The sequence below is a fragment of the Aurantivibrio plasticivorans genome, from assembly GCF_055392955.1.
The window spans coordinates 2,626,607-2,643,082 of sequence record NZ_AP036020.1 but is presented as its reverse complement, the minus strand read 5'-3'; the positions used below and the strand labels follow the sequence as shown (position 1 = coordinate 2,643,082).

Here is a 16,476-nt window from a genome sequence, read left to right as displayed (position 1 = left end):
ATAAAAACAAGGATTTGATCTATGAAATTATTACCATTTAATTTGCAAATAGGGCATGGACTACATGTCTTGCTCGAAAATATATCTCTCCACGTCGTTCAATCTCTCAAAACGGTGGTGCTTGCTACAGTTGGATTTGCATCAATCTCCGTCGTCGCGCAGGAGGTTGTGTATGAGCATGATTTTTCTTCGGGTTTAGGCATTTTTTCTGATGCCGGTCGAGTGACGACGGGTAGTTATGGCGTTCGCTTGCGTGGAGGGGCGTCTAGCTCGATAGTATCTTCAGCCATTACTATTGGCGACGTCGATGCAGTGACAATAAGTTATAGTCGCTCAATGTCTGGGCTGGATGCAGGCGAAACTGCTGTAGCGCGTTACTCTTTTAATGGTGTTAACTTTACCGATCTAGAATCGGTGCGAAGTGGATCCGGCGCTGTCAGTTATGACATTCCGGCAAATGGCTCGCAACTGTATTTACAGTTTTCATTAAATGCGAGTAGCTATTTTGAGTCTTACACTATCTCAAACGTCACGATAGAAAGCGAGAATGGAGACCCGGGTGATCCTGGAGACCCCGGTAATTGTAGTGCAAATAGCCTTTCACCAGGTGAGACGAATAGGACACTGTATGTGGATGGTACTCGTCGTTCTTATATATTGAATGTGCCTCGTTCTTACAATGGACAAACGCCTGTTCCATTAGTTTTGGACTTTCATCCGCTCTCTGCTGATGCAGATTATCAGCGCGATAATTCGGGGACCAACAGCTTATCAGAGCAAGAGGGTTTCATTGTTGCTTACCCTGATGGCATCGATAACGCGTGGAATTTCGGTCCTTGCTGTACAGAATCGCGATCTGTCGATGATGTGGGTTTTGCCCGCCAAGTGGTTGAGGATATTTCTGCAAACGGTTGTATCGATGAATCCCGTGTGTATGCTATGGGGTACTCGAATGGCGGAGGCTTATCGCATTATTTGGCCTGTGACGCGGCTGATATGGTTGCCGCCGTAGCGCCAGCCGCATTCGATCTCGTTGAAGAAGCGGCATGTAATCCAATTCGGCCAATCTCGGTGTATATGTCGCGAGGCCGATTCGATTTTATTGTGCCTTTTGATGGCGGAAGATCGACGCCACCGACAGGTTACAATTTAGATCCTATTCATTTTTTGGGTGCTGAAGAGACTTTTAATGAATGGGGTGATATTAATAACTGTAGTTCAACAACAAGTATGTCTTCTTCGTGCGACCTTCATCATAACTGCGATGGTGGTGTTGAGGTAGTCTTGTGTACTGAGCGTTTTGGTGGACACTCGGGCTGGGATGCCGGGGAGGCCTGGGATTTCTTAAAAACGCAGTCACTCGAATAATATTTGATTTAACCGCCTCGAATGTAGTGCTCTACCCTATCGGGTAGGGCGCTATATGTTTAATAGCATTCACGTTTCGTCTATGAAGAGTAATCATACGTTCTTAGTTGCTACCGCCGTGTCCTTGGCTCTTACGCTCGGAGGGGTGTTTTACCTTTTTTCTGAGCCAGTAAATGTCGTCGTTGACGCCGAACTGGGCGATAAAAAAAATATTAACAAACATCGCATAAAAGAAACAATCTCCTCAGTTAGTCCGCAGTTTGTTAGCGATACTTTTCAGCATACTTTGCCCCAACCGAGTAGTGATTTATTGGCGGGTGACGGCCGTTGGCAAATCAAGGGAACATTAGTAGACGACAAACAAACGCCTGTATCCGGTGGTGAGTTACTGTACCGTTTTATTTCGACATTGAACGCTGAAGAATGTGATGCGCGAATGTCTGAAGAATTTATGCTGTCGGAAAAGACACAGTTTACCCATAGCGACCATCGAGGAGAATTCTATATAGAGACTCCACAAACAAGTGTGAATGAGGTGGGGTGCGTTGTAATTAACGCTAGTAAAAATGGATTTGCTACGGAATTGGTTTCCTTCTCCAGCGAAGTAGATAGTGAAGTTATTGAAATTGAATTACAGCCCTATCAGCAAGTGATTGGAAAAGTACTTAAACCGGATAGCGAACCGATTACTAACGCTGATATTGCGGTATGGCCTGTCGACACCGGTGTGAATGATTGTCATAGCGTACCCAATAATTTACGTGTAGTTGGTAGAACCTCAGAACATGGTGACTTCACGATTGATCTTATGCAGGGAGGCTATTGTGTTGTTGCCCAACACTCGCAGTGGGCGAGTAGCTTGCCACAGTTTTTTATAGATGGGCAGCGAGGAGTGATGCTCAATCTAAGGCAGGGTGTGACTGTTCGCGGGCAAATTACTGATCAGTTTGAGATGCCTGTTTCAACCGACTTATTTCTACGCCACGTACATAATGCGCAGCATTCAGCAACAATACGATCTGATAGTAGTGGGTATTTTAATGTAGTCGGGTTAGATTATGGCCGTTACACGATTGAAGTGCCTGACGTCGGCCTGAGTGTATATAAACCTCAAGCATTAGATGTCGATAGCCAAGTTACTGAAAATATTTCGATTCAACTTGATAAAGTATCACTCATCTCAGGAAGAGTGTTGTTGCCAACTGGAGAGCCTGCAGGTCGAGCGTCAATTTCTCTTTATAGTCCAACACTGTTAAGTGTTCAGGAGAATGTGACAGCGGCAGTAGATGGGCGGTTTACCTTGGTCAGTAATCATCGAGGTAAACAAGCGCTATATCAGCACGCAATTCAGCAGGGGTATTCCACCGAGCCCGAGCAATCATCAGCGACCCCGAGTGACTTATGCATTAGCGCTCAACATCCTAACGGAGTATTGAGTGGATACGTAGTGATGACTAAAGATGAAGGGGTTGATATTGGCGATTTGCACCTATCTACTATTGCTCACCGATACACCGGCCGGGTCGTCAATTTTGAGGGTAAACCTATACTGGCGACGATCAAGGTGACTCCGAATCAACATACGGGTGCAGCTGATAGCTGCACAGAGAATCAGCCTCCGTTGACTGTTGAAACAACGGTAAACGGTGAGTTTAGATTCGCCCTCGCCAAGCCGAGCGCCGTCTCGATTGAAGTCGCTACGGAGCGGTACAAACCCCGCTATTTTGAAATGGATTTAAATCAAGCTACACAACCACTAGAGTTGTCGCTGCGCTGATTTTCAGGCTGGGTTTAGAAATCAACCAATTCCATTGGTATCCAACCTCAGGTTGTGAGCCTGCGTCGTTTCGTTTCTGCCAATCTCTTTCTTTGCGCACCGTCCTTCAGTTGCTCAAACCCAACGCTAGTATAGTGAACGGCATCTTAGTATTATGCTGAAAACCCGATGAATACTACCCACTAGTGGCCGCTACGTGTAAATTTTAGCGTGTTTTATGGTGTGTTCTGGTCTGCTTTGTTTTGTCTACGTTGTGTGAAACCATGCGCATATGTCTTCTTGAAGATGATCTAGCCCAGTCAGAGACGGTTAAATCCTGGTTGCTGAAGCAAGGGTACGAGGTTGTTACCTACAATCTCGCTCGTCAACTGATAGATGTTTTAGCTGGCGAAGTGTTCGATCTGATGATTTTGGATTGGGAGTTACCTGATACCCCTGGTATCGATGTGTTAACGATGATTAGAAGCGAGTACGACAGTAGCGTCCCGATACTTTTTACGACTCAACGAGACGACGAAGCTGATATCGTCGATGCCTTGAATAAAGGCGCAGATGACTATTTAACCAAGCCGCTTCGTGAGGCAGAGCTCAATGCGAGAGTCGCTGCTTTACTCCGCCGGTTTGATCGTCATCAGGTTGCTCAGGTGATTGATGTCGGTGAGATCAAGTTGAACCCAACCACCGGCGCTGCAACTGTTGCCGGGGAATCGGTTAAATTGACAGACAAAGAACACCGCTTAGCCTGCTTGTTTTTACAAAATGAGGGGCGGCTATTTTCTCGAGACAGCTTACTAAAGCGTATTTGGGGAGTCGATGCTTCGCTCAACACACGAACTGTGGACAGCCATGTCAGTAAAGTACGTCGTGTCTTAAACATTCAACCTGAAAATGGTTATAGAATTAAAACGGTTTATCATCATGGATACCGCTTTGAACGTTGTTAATGTCTTATTACTTCACTTGCGCTTACAAAATCAGAAGTATTCAATAAATTTGGTGATTCGCTATGTACTAGCGGTAGGCCTATTGATGTCTACCTGTATTCATTCTCATGCACAGGACATAGCCGCCGACGCAAACACAGCCGCAGATGACGATTGGTTATATAGTTTTCGCCCTGGTGACACCTTATGGGCCGTTTGTAAACGCTATACCGTCAAGAGTGATTGTTGGTTAACCATTGGCGACTATAACCAAGTTAATTATCCGAGAAAAATTCCACCCGGAACGGTTATTCGTTTTCCTGTTAGTTGGTTAAAGCACCCACCAGTACCTGCAACACTTAGCTATGTCAGTGGTGAGGTTACGTTACGTTTACGTGGAGCAACACAATATCGTGCGGCCCAAGCAGGCGATTTGCTCCAATTGGGGACACGCATAAGAACAAGTGATAAGAGTCACGCGACAATTCGTTTCGCCGATGGCTCGTTGTTGATACTAGAACCACAAAGCGACGTGCAACTTGATCGATTAACGAATAATGGTGAAAGCGGGATGGTGGATACCCGTGTACGCCTCTTTAGTGGTGGCGCCACAAGTAAGGTGCCGAAACGTCAACCGCCCGTTAAATTCAATGTCGAGACACCGGCCGCGATTGCTGCGGTTCGTGGAACTGAATTTCGAGTATCTGTTGATCCCGCCTCGCCATCTGAAATGCGTAGCGAGGTTCTTGAAGGTCTAGTTGGCGTATCGAATGAGCAATCGACCGAGGATGTGCCAAAAGGCTTTGGCTTGCTTGCAAAGAAAGATGAAGCACTGTCTCCACCTGTTGAATTATTAGCAGCACCTCAACTTCTTCCAGTTTTAAGTCCACAATCCGGCGGCATTTCGATGCGTTGGCAGCCCAATGAAAACGTAAGTGGCTATAAAGTCGTGATATCGCAGGCCGAAAATCCTGAGTCTGTTGTCTTCACAGGTGATGTAGCGGTGCCAGAAATCGTGACGCCAGCTCTTGCTGAAGGGTGCTACATCGTAGCTGTTTTCGCTATTTCTGAAGCGCAGTTGTTGGGACTGCCAGCGAAAGATACTGCCTGTGTTACAAGCACTCTAGCCACGCCGAGTCCCTCCACGTTAAAGATAAGCCACAATGATTCTGAATTAACTTGGCCAGCGATTGAGGGCGCAGCCATGTATCGCATAGAGCTATCCGAGGTTGAAACATTTGATAGCCCAGAAACGGAACTGTTGAGTGAGACAGCCTGGCAACCAATTCCTGAATCTCTTCAGACGTATCGCTATTTACGTATTGTTGCGGTGGGTCAGCATGGTATCGAATCCCCGCCTAGTGACGTTGTTGTGCTCACTCAGACGCAATGGGAAAAGTGGATGGCTATCGGTATAAGCGTCATTGTTATCGTGGTTGGAATATTGTAGTGCCGCATTAGAACGGGTCTTTAGTAACCAAAGGGTGGAAGTAACCAAAGGGTGGAAGTAACTAAAGGGTGGAAACAATTAGTGTAATGAAGAATGGAATCGGCTATTGTCACAGCGATATAGTTCAACGCGGGATCCATTATTGATTATGGGCTCTACCTCTATTTCAGGCCCTGCGAGCAAGCCTCCTGCCTATAAATGGTATATGGATGCTAGAACAATTCGTTCGATAATCGTATTTCTGGTAGCGTTGCTCGTTGTTCTCGCAGCGATCAACCGATGGGTTATCAGTGTTGATCGATGGTTGTACGATCAAGTCGTAAGCCACATGCCGATGACTGCTGACCCAAGCGTTGTCCTAATAGCAATAGATGAAAAAAGTTTACGTAGCTTAGGCCGCTGGCCGTGGCCGCGTCACCATCATGCGACACTAGTGGACAAGCTCACTGAGGCCGGTGCGGCGAGCATCGTATTTGATATTGTATTCGCGGACGCTAACACTTTAGATCCTCAAAGTGACCAAGCGTTTATCGACGCAGTGGCTAATTCTCAGCGTGTGGTTCTTCCCGTCATTTTCGAGCCTACCATGGCAGGCGGGCAGTTGCTCGAACGCCCACCTTTTCCCGCACTGTCTGACAATACAGATTTTATCGGCCATGTTCATGTGGGAATGGAAGACGACGGTGTTGTGCGGGGTGTTTACCTGCAAGAGGGTATCGGTGACGCGTTTTGGCCTCACTTAAGCTTAGCGATGCAAAAAAGCCTTGGCATTCGCGAACAATCGTTACCAGGGTTACGGCAAACTTCGCCTGGCGCTGACGATGCGCGACCGATGCAGTACGTGCGAGACTATTTTAATTGGGTGCCGGTTCGTTCAGGGGCTAGCGATTACTTAGAAGTGTCTTACATTGATGTCTTAAATCAAACCATTCCAGATGCGGTTTTTAGCAACAAAATTGTATTAGTTGGAATGATGGCGAGTGGTTTGACTGATACTTTTTATACCCCCACGGGTGTGATGCCTGGTGTAAAGTTTAATGCAAATGTTTTTTCAGCCGTATCAAAAAATCAACTGATTGTTCCTCTAACCCCAGTATTCGTCGCTATTTATAGCGGAGTAGTGATGTTGCTTGCGGGTGCCTATTTTAGCGTTTTGGCCGCAAGACGTTTTTTATTAGTGACGGCGGTTGCTGTGGCGGCAGTGATTGCGATAAGTGTCGCACTACTTTGGGTAGGGAATATCTGGGTTATGCCTGGTGCCTTGCTTTGTGGATTATTACTCTTTTACCCGATCTGGAATTTACGCAAACTTGAATTAACATCGCACTACTTACAAGCGTCTCTGGATGCACTTGAGCCAGAACTCATTGTGAGTCGCGAACGATTTCCAAGCACCATTGAATATTATCAGCACAGTTTTAACTATCTCAATGGTTTAGGGGTGGTAGGGCGCTGGCGTTTGGCAAAAATCGAAAAGGGCGAAGCTACATCGAGCAAAACGACGGAGGATGGCAGTGATCTTACACAATCGTCGTTTTCGGATAGTGACGATCTTGAGTACCCTGAGTTAGTTGGAGAAGCGACAACCTTCGAAGTCGATGGGGCAGAGTATCGAATTAAGTTTCATTGGAATACCGATGACAAGGTGCTTCAATCGGCTGTATTGAAAAGGATCATCACAAACAAACCACAATTTAACACCCGTACTATTCAGCACCCCTCGACGCAGCCCGTGGTCGAACAAACACTCCGTAAATTACGAAATGCCAATAAAGTTGCGGCCTACAACCGGTCCTTGATTGAAGGAAGTATTCAACAATTGCCCGATGCTGTGGTCATCGCTGATGCGATGGGGCGGATTCTCCACGTGAACAACCAAGCCTCACAGCTTTGGCAGAAGACGCCTAGTGAGGACGATTTATTGGAGATCGCCAATGAGTTTGAATACTTAGAGGAATTCTCGTGGCCAAATGTGCTTACAGAACTCGCTTTTTTAGATAAGCCGTTTATCCAAGAGTTAATACATACGCGTTTGAATCGCTACTACATTGGCCAGGGGCAAAAAGTCGATCTTGGACAAAAGAATGCGCCCGTTATTATGCTGACTTTCACTGATATCACTGCGTTGCGACAAAGTGAGCAAGCTCGTATGGAGGCCTTGCACTTCTTATCGCATGACTTGCGTTCGCCAATGACATCAGTGCTGGCATTGATTGATCAAGAGCGGAATGTACTTACTGATTCACTGGATGAGTCGAGATCTCCATCTTCGGCAATCAAGCGTCAAGTCCAGCTACTGAATAGTATTGAAAGTTATGTGCAGAAAAATTTGGGATACGCTCAGCAGTTTTTACAAATTGCGAAAGCCAAGGAAATCAAACCGTCAGATTTCGTGTTGTGTGACCTTCGAGATATCCTCGACAATGCTATAGACGAAGTCTTCCCGCGAGCACAACTTAAGGGCGTTAAGCTTGAGCGCCAATTAGGCGCTGACAGTGTTAACGTGAGTGTTGTCCCTACACTGCTGGAAAGAGTCATTATCAATTTACTTGATAACGCTATAAAACATAGTGAGGGCGGTTCAATCACTCGCATCGATGTTGACCTTAGCGAGAAACAAGGCCGAGGAGAGCCTGGTGTGAGGTATGCCCTTGTGTCTATCCAAGATCATGGCAGTGGTATGTCCCAGGAGCTAACGTCAAAGATTTTTGAGCGTTTTCGCAGTGAAGAATATCAAAGCCATAAAGGTATTGGTTTGGGTTTACATTTCGTCCAAGTGGTTTGTCGCCAACATAACATTGATATTCACGTTGAGAGCACTCCTGGTGTTGGCACCACCTTTACTCTTCAAGTGCCATATTCTACCTCCTGAACTTTCCTTTTTGGTGGCGCCTATTTTCCTGTTTTTTGCCGATTTCTATTGCGCTTAACAGCACGCGCTTTACTCCTTCTTTTCGCTGGTTCCCAGTGTATTTCCGATTGCAGAACTAGCCCGTCACGTCTAACTGGATAGCCGTAGGGGGTGATGATTTGACATTGTTTGACAGATTTATTTCTTTTGCGAATGCACAATAGCCGGGCTTTCAGAGGGTAGTCGTTTTATCGAGGCACTCTGAATATCTAAGGACGTAATCAGGCATTTGAGAGGATGATTTATGTTGGAAGCCCGATTTGGAATGATGCTTAGCGGTATCTTACTTGCGAGCGGTGCAATAAATGTCGCTGCAGAAACGCCCAAAACCGGTGTTTTTGTGAACCCGCAGGTCGGATATCTGATTTTTGATGGAAAACGGAATCTAGACGACTCGTTAGTGTATGGGCTGGGTCTCGGTTACCAATTCGATAACCCATGGGCAATGGAGCTCAATTATCTAGTAGCCGATCCTGATTCAGAGATCAGTGGTGCGAGTGATGTTGACTATCGTCAGCTACGTTTGGATGGTCTTTACACTTTTAACCGCGAACAAAACCTCCAACCCTATTTGGCTATCGGCATAGGGCATGGCGATTACGAAGCAGATTTCCAGGATGCAAAAGAAACACTAGTTAATTTCGGTGGAGGCCTTAAATATTATCTAACCGAGAACTTAACCATTCGTTCCGATGCACGTCTATTTCATAGTTTTGATGAAGAATCTCAAGATTTCACATTGTCACTGGGCCTTAACTACCTCTTTGGTAGCGTAGCGCAAACAAGTAAACGAGCCGATAGCTCGGTTGAAAGCGCAGCCATTGTCGAGCGTGATAGTGACAAACTTGATAGAGACCATGACGGCGTTCCCGATGCAAATGATGCCTGTCCGAATACACTGGCAGGTGTGCGGGTGAACGGTTCGGGCTGTGCCTTGGATTCGGATAATGACGGTGTTGCGGACGCAATAGATCAGTGCCCGGGATCAGAGGCTGGAGCAAAAGTCGATGATAAAGGCTGCTACGAGCTTCTAACTGAAGCAAAGCAAATTGATTTACAGGTTAACTTCGGGAACGACTCTTCTGAAATTGATGCGACCTTCGATACAGAAATTTCTAAAGTCGCCGAGTTTATGCGCTCCTATCCTAAAAGCGAAGTGACTATTGAAGGTCATACAGATGATCGTGGTGATGCCGGTTATAACCAGCAATTATCCGAGCGGCGAGCAAAGGCTGTTGCTGAGCGTCTCATTTCTCAATTCTCTATAGATCGTGACAGGGTATCGGCCATTGGGATGGGAGAGCTCGTACCAATCGCAGACAACAATACAGCTGAAGGGCGAGCAAAAAACCGTCGTGTGGTTGGAGTTGTAAAAGCCACTGTCGAAAAACGTGCGAAATAAACTGGAAAGTTAATTTAGTAGGAGGTTAAAACCATGGAATTCAATTTAGATAAAATGCTTGAACAAGGACCAGAGATCGCTATTGCCTATGGCACAAAAATAGCGCTCGCCCTAGCCATATTTATTGTCGGTAAATGGATAAGTAATGCGTTAGCAACGCTGTTGGAAAAAGGCCTTACTGCGAGAGCATTCGACAAAACAATCACCGTATTTGTTCGCAATTTGACATACTACATTATGCTAGTGGTCGTCATTATTGCCGCACTGGGTCAACTCGGTGTGCAAACCGCTTCATTTGTCGCCATTGTTGGTGCTGCGGGTTTGGCCGTTGGCTTGGCGCTCCAGGGGTCGTTGGCCAATTTTGCCGCTGGCGTCATGTTAATTTTATTTCGTCCCTGCAGAGTGGGAGACTTTGTTGAAGCGGGTGGTGCAACGGGGGTTGTATCCGATATCTCGATTTTCGCTACGACTATCATGACAGGTGACAACAAAACTGTTGTCGTTGCAAACGCCTCTATCATGGGCGGCAACATAGTTAATTATTCCACTCAGCCTGAACGTCGTGTCGATATGGTGATTGGTGTGAGCTACAACGCCAATATTCAACAGGTGAAAGAAGAGTTGGCGGCGATCGCCAATGCCGATCCACGCGTATTAAAAACCCGTGATGTCACTATTGGCCTAACTGAGCTGGCAGACTCATCGGTAAACTTTGTATTTAGGCCTTGGGTGAAAAGTGCCGACTATTGGCCGGTACTATTTGATATGAACGAGAAAATTAAAAACAGATTTACCGAAATAGGCATCGAGATTCCTTATCCGCAATTGGATGTACACGTACAGAAAAATATTTAAGCAGTAGCACAAGTTTGTACAGGAAGGTCCTCTCCTGCGCCTACATTGTAGGCGCTTTTTTGTTTTTCAGCATACAGCTATCGGTGCGGCTAATACGTCGCCAATAAAGCTAGCGCTAATCAACCCCAGTTCATTTACGAGGCGGGGAGGGGTGAAGACTAGGCTTTTTTGATATTTAAGACCTGCAGTTGGCAAAACTCTTGTAACCCTTCGATACCCGACTCCATTCCAAAGCCAGAATGTTTCGCGCCCGCCAAGGGGACCAATGGGTTTAAGGCTGGGTGTTGATTAACCCAGGCCGTGCCGGACTGTAGTTGAAGAGCAATGTCAGTTGCTCGTTTAATATCAGTCCCCCATACTGAGCCGCCTAAACCGTATTCAGTGTTGTTGGCTCGTTGAATAACGTCCTCAATATTGTCGTATTTAATGACCGGAACCACCGGGCCAAAAGTTTCCTCGTCAACCAATTTACAGCCTTCTGTCACATCGGCTACGACGGTTGGTTCGATAAAGTAACCTTTCCCCTCCATAGGTTTTCCACCGCAAACAATACGACCCCCGCTATCGGTTATTGATGCGAGTACATCGAGTACACGTTGGTATTGCAGTTTATTTTGTACGGGCCCCATGGTGGATTCAGGGTCAGAGCCAGGGCCAACCTTAATTTGTTGCGCAATGGTTGCCATTGCCTGTACGACCTGCTCATAAATTGCCGCGGGAGCGTAGATACGTTTAATGGCTACGCAGGTTTGGCCTCCGTTAATAAATGCCCCAAGGAAAAGTGGCAGGGCGGCTTTTTCTAAATCAATATCGTCGAGAATAATTGCTGCGTCGTTGCCACCGAGTTCCAATGTGACGCGTTTTAGATCGCTAGCCGCAGAAGCCATCACTTTTTTACCCGTGGCGGTGGAACCGGTAAACGAAATCTTTTTAACCCCAGGGTGGGATGTTAACCGCGGGCCGAAACTATCATCACCTGAAAGGATGTTGAGCACTCCTGCAGGCACAATGTCTTTAATTATCTCTCCGAGTCGTAGCGTCGATAGCGGGGTAAATGGAGACGGTTTTAAAATGAGTGTACAACCGGCAAGTAGTGCGGAGGTTAATTTACCCATTGCAATACCAAATGGGTAATTCCACGGCACGATCGCTGCGGCAACACCTAGCGGGGAATAACGCACTTCAATCTTTGCGTTATCGTCGTCCTGAACTAGCTTGGGTTTCAGTTCTAGTGCAGTGCGCGCAACTATTCCACCAGCGCCCATCTGTAGTACTTCACGTTCCGCTTGCGCTCGTGACTTCCCTTGTTCGGACACGAGTAGAGTGATGAGTTCTTCGCTGTGTTCTTTAATTGCAGCTGCAATACCAAGTAACACTTCGCTGCGTTGCGCGTGGGAGAGGTTCTTCCAGCTATCGAACGCTTTTTCAGCCGCGGCAATGGCTTGGTCTAATTGTTTGTCCGTGGCATTGGGTGCATGGGCGAGAATTGATTCATCGGCCGGATTAATGACGGGAAATGTGTCCTCGGATGACACGAGGTTTCCATCAATCAACATAGAAAATGTGTGCATAGTATTGATCCCTTACAGAGAGCAAAAGATTGTAATGGCCGCTAAAAGCCAATAGCAAGTTAATAAGTGATATTGAATTAGGTGGGGTAAGGCAGGGAAGAAGTGCCCGATCAAATCGGGCACGTTGACAACAGTCAATCTGAGCTAGTTAGGTAAATAAAGACCAAAAACTGTGAACAGGAAAATACTTACGGATAGCCTGTTTCCGATGGGTTAACGATCACCTCTAACACCTTCATGTTATTTGAGTATTGGTTGTCGTTACTGAACACGATTCTGCCTTGCCCCTTATAGAGTGCGGCGGTTCTATAATTGTCAGCGCCTTTAAAGTTGAATGGCCGCCACGCTTTTCCCGTTTGGTAGGTTGTGGTGTTGTCGGGTACGCCAGCTAGGTTGTAGGCTTGCTCCATGCTCATGCCCACTTGCACATCTGTAATGGGAGACTTGCCTTCCTTTGGCTCTGCTTTAGGCATATTTTTAGCTGCTTTTTGGGTCGCTTTTTGAAGCGAAACTTTACCTGCCGAGTATTGCTCACCGCTGGCCGCGCCTATTTGTTTAGCCGCTTTACTGCAATGTTTACGCGTGTTTCGCCCCCAAGCGTCATTAGCCGCTTGCTCAATGGCAGAGTAATAACGGCCATTGCCGGATGCCGCTAGACCTTTACATGACCAAGCCACGGCGTCGGCGTAGGCTTTGTCTTCATTTTTATAGTGAACCAGCATTGCTTCGGCCAATACATCCAGTACGGCTACTTCACTATTTCTCGAGCTTGCAATGGATCGCGCGGCATCACGCATTGACGTGGCTCCACCTTGCGTAATTTGAGTGATATACATACTGCCGGCCGGGGAAACATCGTTGGCTAATGAGTAACCCGCAAAGGCAAGCAATGCGACTGAGACAGTGAATTTCATAAGCAAGTATCCTTGTAATGTAAGCGAAACGTAGGTGTGTATAGTCATCAGCTAGTCAGGCACGAACAGGTTTCATCGTGACACGTTATCGAGGCCTATTGTAGTAGGTATTGAGTAGATCGTTAAGGTCCTTCCGTGCAGTTGCGATAAGGTTATTACCCGGTAGGTTCTGCAAAAAACTGCGGATAAAATGCTTTCTAATGTGGTGTCCCGTGCATGAGATATCACCTTGGAAGTCCATTCCCATTTCCTCCTCATATATCCAAGAATGTCGATAGCGTCGTGCCGTAGTGTTTGAGTGGGCAAGTAAAGAACCGGTTTTTGAAAGACCGTGCTTGGCAAAACATTACGATTGGCATGTTTGTTGACTCGATTAGTTTTATAAACAAACTAAAAATAACCCATAAACAAAGGACATTCTAATAGGACAATAACATGCAATATTTACATAGTAGATTTATGAAGCTAGTGACACATACCTTGCCTCGGCATACTGCTCAGCTAGCAGCAGTGGGTGCTGCTAGTTTGGCGCTAGGTTTGAGCGGACAAGTTTATGCTGAAACGCTATATGACCACGATTTTCGCTCCGGTTTAGGAGGTTTTACGACATCTGGTGATGTGAGAACGTCATCGTATTCGGGTATGCGTTTGGTTGGGGGTACGTCAAATACTCGGGCAACATCACAGGCCATTAACGTGGCAGGTTACACCAATTTGTCCGTTGCGGTTGATCAGAGCTCACGAGGGTTAGATTACGGCGAAAGCGGCAGCTTGCTGTACTCAGTTGACGGGTTCAATTATACATCTCTGTTTTCTAGTAATTCCATCAGCAGTGGAAGTTACGCCTTGCCTGAAGGTGTGGAGACTATTTATCTGCAGTTTCGCGTGCAGGCTAGCAGTCGATTTGAAAACTATCAGGTCCGTAGCGTTACCGTGGCGGGTGATGCAGATGGTGGCTGCACAGGCAGCGAATGTTGTGAGCCAAACTGTGGTGGTGGTGGATCTCTACCCCCAGTAAGTTCAGTGGAGCGCAATGGACCTTTCGCAACCACCATGGATCGTAGCACTGGCCCAGGTCGCGACGGTTGGGTAGGGCGTCCGACAAATATTGGGCAGGATGGTATAAAGCATCCGGTTTTGATCTGGGGGCCTGGTGCGGGCACCGGTCCAGAAGATTATGAATTTTTTCTCGACCGAATGGCATCTCATGGTTTTGTTGTTTATAGCGAAGTATCGACGAGTAGCGGCGGAGAAATGACTGACGCGATCGATTGGTTGATTTCTCAAAACAGTGATTCGCGTAGCCCGTATTACCAAAAGCTCGACCTCAATAACATCGCCGCAGGTGGTCATTCTCGAGGTTCTATTGCTACCTTTGGTATCGGTGACGATCCTCGACTTGTGACAACTGTCCACGTTGCGGGTGGTTCATTTGATGGTGAAGGTTCAGAAAGTTTACGTAATCCAACGCTCTATGTTGGTGGTACGGAAGATTTTGCTACATCGAACATTGAGCGTGATTATGCTGTTACCACTGTTCCCGTGTTTTTCACGATCTTGGATCGAGTGGATCATATTGCTGCAACAAGGGAAGGTATGCCGGTTATTACCGCGTGGTTACGCTGGCATTTGGCGGGTGAAACCGAGCGCCGCGAGCAATTTATTGATCGACTCTGCGATTTCTGTTCTGGAATCTACGACTCACAATATAAAAACTGGTAAGTAAGTGGTGCGCAGTAATGCCTAGTTCGCGAGAGCGGACTGGGCATTGCTGAGATTATTTTACATAAGGCTTTAAGATAGAAAACTCGAAATGGCGACATGCTAGTAGCATCCCTATGCTACTCTTTTGGTCCCATGGCAAGCTTCGATCTTGATGTTGTAGTTGAATGAATTCATGGCTGAGTGCTTGCATCTTTGCGCGCACAATCGCTTTGGATTTTTCGCTAAGTAAACCAAACACGAATAAACGACTGTCAGGTTCAAACTTCGATAACGTAAACTCTTTTAGAATCGCTTTTTCAAAAAACTGCTCAATGGGTCCACCAGGTAACCAGCTGAAATTAGGCGCAACCAACAGTTTTATTTTGTTGTTGGGTAGCAAGTCAATAATTTTTAGTCTGTCGAGCTTCGCAAGTGCACGAATCAAATCTGTCTCGCTGATGTGGTGATAGCCTAGAATCTCTTCAAATTGAAGTTCATTGCGAACACACACAGCAACGAGCAATAATTGTGTGTCATTCACCAGTTCTTTTTCTTGCTCGATGCTAAGCGACTTAATTCGCTGTCGGCTCTCTTCAAATTGGCTGAAGAAGTCAGTCATACTCATCGAAAGTAAGCGGCAAATAGCTTCGAGTCGGTCTAGCGATATCCTTTCCTCCGCGAACATCCGCTTTATGTTGGCTTCGCTCATGCTCAGCGTATTGGCAATATCCGCGTAGGTGATGTTTTGTTGTCTAAGCAACCTCTTAAGGGACTGAACTATCGCGCTCGTTTCTGACATCCCAGCTTCCTCCTAAAGACTAAAAGTATACACATGATATCCTTTGCGTATACGAATGGTACTCATTTTTTGTAAAGGTATATATTTGGTGGTCATCTAACCATACTCCACTCCGTCTTCGAACCAACGAATGGAGTCAAAATGATGAGTTTATTTAAACGTACTTTTACCAGCCTCTACGCCAAGATAGATCACATGGTGGGAGAGATCGAAAACCATGAAGCGCTAATACAAGCCGCAATTCGTGAACAGAAAAAAAAGATCGCCACAGCAAAAATTCAGTTAAGGCGCATAGATGCCAGCGCAAAAGAAGTCCGTGAAAAAATTGCACAGGCCAATATCGACGAGCGGCGCTGGAATCAGCGAGCAGTGAGCGAAGCAGCAGAAAACGAATCGAGGGCTTTGCAATGCCTGCAGCGACGTAAGGAGGTGCAGGCGAAACGCACACAATTGGAAAAGATGCATCAACAGTATGCGCTCAGTAGCGATCAAATTAAAAATAGTATCGATCGATGTGAAAAAGACCTGAGTGAAATGATTCAGAAACACCAAATTTTACGTGCACGGCAAAGTACTGCGGAAGCCGTCAGCGTGGTCGACCAAAACGATGCTTATTACGTAAGTGATATTGATGAGAGTTTTGATCGTTGGGAGGTCAAAATTGCTCAGTCAGAACATAGTGTTGATGTATCAAGCGAGATTGATAGTTTGGAACAGGAATATTTGGAAGAGGAAAGTGAACATGATTTGCGTAATGAACTCGCCGAGCTTCTAAAAGATACGCGAATGGAGGAGGGCTAGT

At 46.3% G+C, this 16,476-nt stretch carries 12 protein-coding genes; 9 read left to right on the top strand and 3 right to left on the bottom strand.

All coding sequences use genetic code 11. From position 1 onward, the window contains the following. Positions 1-21 precede the first annotated feature (21 nt). The 7 genes from ACZ5NB_RS11890 to ACZ5NB_RS11860 all read left to right on the top strand — a co-directional run bounded on the left by ACZ5NB_RS11890 (position 22) and on the right by ACZ5NB_RS11860 (position 10,686). Entirely contained in the window at positions 22-1,368 is a 1,347-nt protein-coding gene (locus ACZ5NB_RS11890) for a CE1 family esterase (RefSeq protein WP_460233834.1), read from the top strand. A gap of 82 nt (positions 1,369-1,450) precedes the next feature. Continuing rightward, on the top strand, positions 1,451-3,145 hold the full coding sequence (locus ACZ5NB_RS11885) for a carboxypeptidase-like regulatory domain-containing protein (RefSeq protein ID WP_460233833.1): 1,695 nt from the start codon (positions 1,451-1,453) through the stop codon (positions 3,143-3,145). A gap of 263 nt (positions 3,146-3,408) precedes the next feature. After that, positions 3,409-4,089 (top strand): response regulator transcription factor, encoded by a 681-nt coding sequence (locus tag ACZ5NB_RS11880; protein WP_460233832.1) that lies wholly within the window; start codon positions 3,409-3,411, stop codon positions 4,087-4,089. Continuing rightward, the gene (locus ACZ5NB_RS11875; RefSeq protein ID WP_460233831.1) at positions 4,064-5,518 is read left to right on the top strand and encodes a FecR family protein; all 1,455 of its coding nucleotides are present in this window, start codon (positions 4,064-4,066) and stop codon (positions 5,516-5,518) included. Before ACZ5NB_RS11880 ends, ACZ5NB_RS11875 begins: the two co-directional genes overlap by 26 nt. A gap of 106 nt (positions 5,519-5,624) precedes the next feature. Beyond that, the gene (locus ACZ5NB_RS11870; protein WP_460233830.1) at positions 5,625-8,390 is read left to right on the top strand and encodes a CHASE2 domain-containing protein; all 2,766 of its coding nucleotides are present in this window, start codon (positions 5,625-5,627) and stop codon (positions 8,388-8,390) included. A 283-nt stretch (positions 8,391-8,673) separates the two neighbouring features. Further along, the gene (locus ACZ5NB_RS11865; RefSeq protein ID WP_460233829.1) at positions 8,674-9,831 is read left to right on the top strand and encodes an OmpA family protein; all 1,158 of its coding nucleotides are present in this window, start codon (positions 8,674-8,676) and stop codon (positions 9,829-9,831) included. A 33-nt stretch (positions 9,832-9,864) separates the two neighbouring features. Next, entirely contained in the window at positions 9,865-10,686 is an 822-nt protein-coding gene (locus tag ACZ5NB_RS11860) for a mechanosensitive ion channel family protein (protein WP_460233828.1), read from the top strand. 158 nt (positions 10,687-10,844) lie between these two features. Here ACZ5NB_RS11860 and ACZ5NB_RS11855 read toward each other — a convergent pair whose 3' ends face one another. Continuing rightward, complete coding sequence (locus ACZ5NB_RS11855; protein WP_460233827.1) at positions 10,845-12,257, bottom strand: aldehyde dehydrogenase family protein; 1,413 nt, start codon at positions 12,255-12,257, stop codon at positions 10,845-10,847. A gap of 188 nt (positions 12,258-12,445) precedes the next feature. After that, the gene (locus ACZ5NB_RS11850; protein ID WP_460233826.1) at positions 12,446-13,171 is read right to left on the bottom strand and encodes a hypothetical protein; all 726 of its coding nucleotides are present in this window, start codon (positions 13,169-13,171) and stop codon (positions 12,446-12,448) included. A gap of 435 nt (positions 13,172-13,606) precedes the next feature. Between ACZ5NB_RS11850 and ACZ5NB_RS11845 the strand changes: the two genes are divergently transcribed. Then, positions 13,607-14,893: a poly(ethylene terephthalate) hydrolase family protein gene (locus tag ACZ5NB_RS11845; protein WP_460233825.1), complete on the top strand. Its 1,287-nt coding sequence runs from the start codon at positions 13,607-13,609 to the stop codon at positions 14,891-14,893. A 55-nt stretch (positions 14,894-14,948) separates the two neighbouring features. On the opposite strand, the gene ACZ5NB_RS11840 is transcribed toward ACZ5NB_RS11845, so the two are convergent. Next, positions 14,949-15,674: a helix-turn-helix domain-containing protein gene (locus ACZ5NB_RS11840; RefSeq protein WP_460233824.1), complete on the bottom strand. Its 726-nt coding sequence runs from the start codon at positions 15,672-15,674 to the stop codon at positions 14,949-14,951. Positions 15,675-15,815: 141 nt separating this feature from the next. On the opposite strand from ACZ5NB_RS11840, the gene ACZ5NB_RS11835 reads away from it, so the two are divergent. Beyond that, the gene (locus tag ACZ5NB_RS11835; protein WP_460233823.1) at positions 15,816-16,475 is read left to right on the top strand and encodes a PspA/IM30 family protein; all 660 of its coding nucleotides are present in this window, start codon (positions 15,816-15,818) and stop codon (positions 16,473-16,475) included. The last annotated feature ends 1 nt before the right edge of the window (position 16,476 follow it).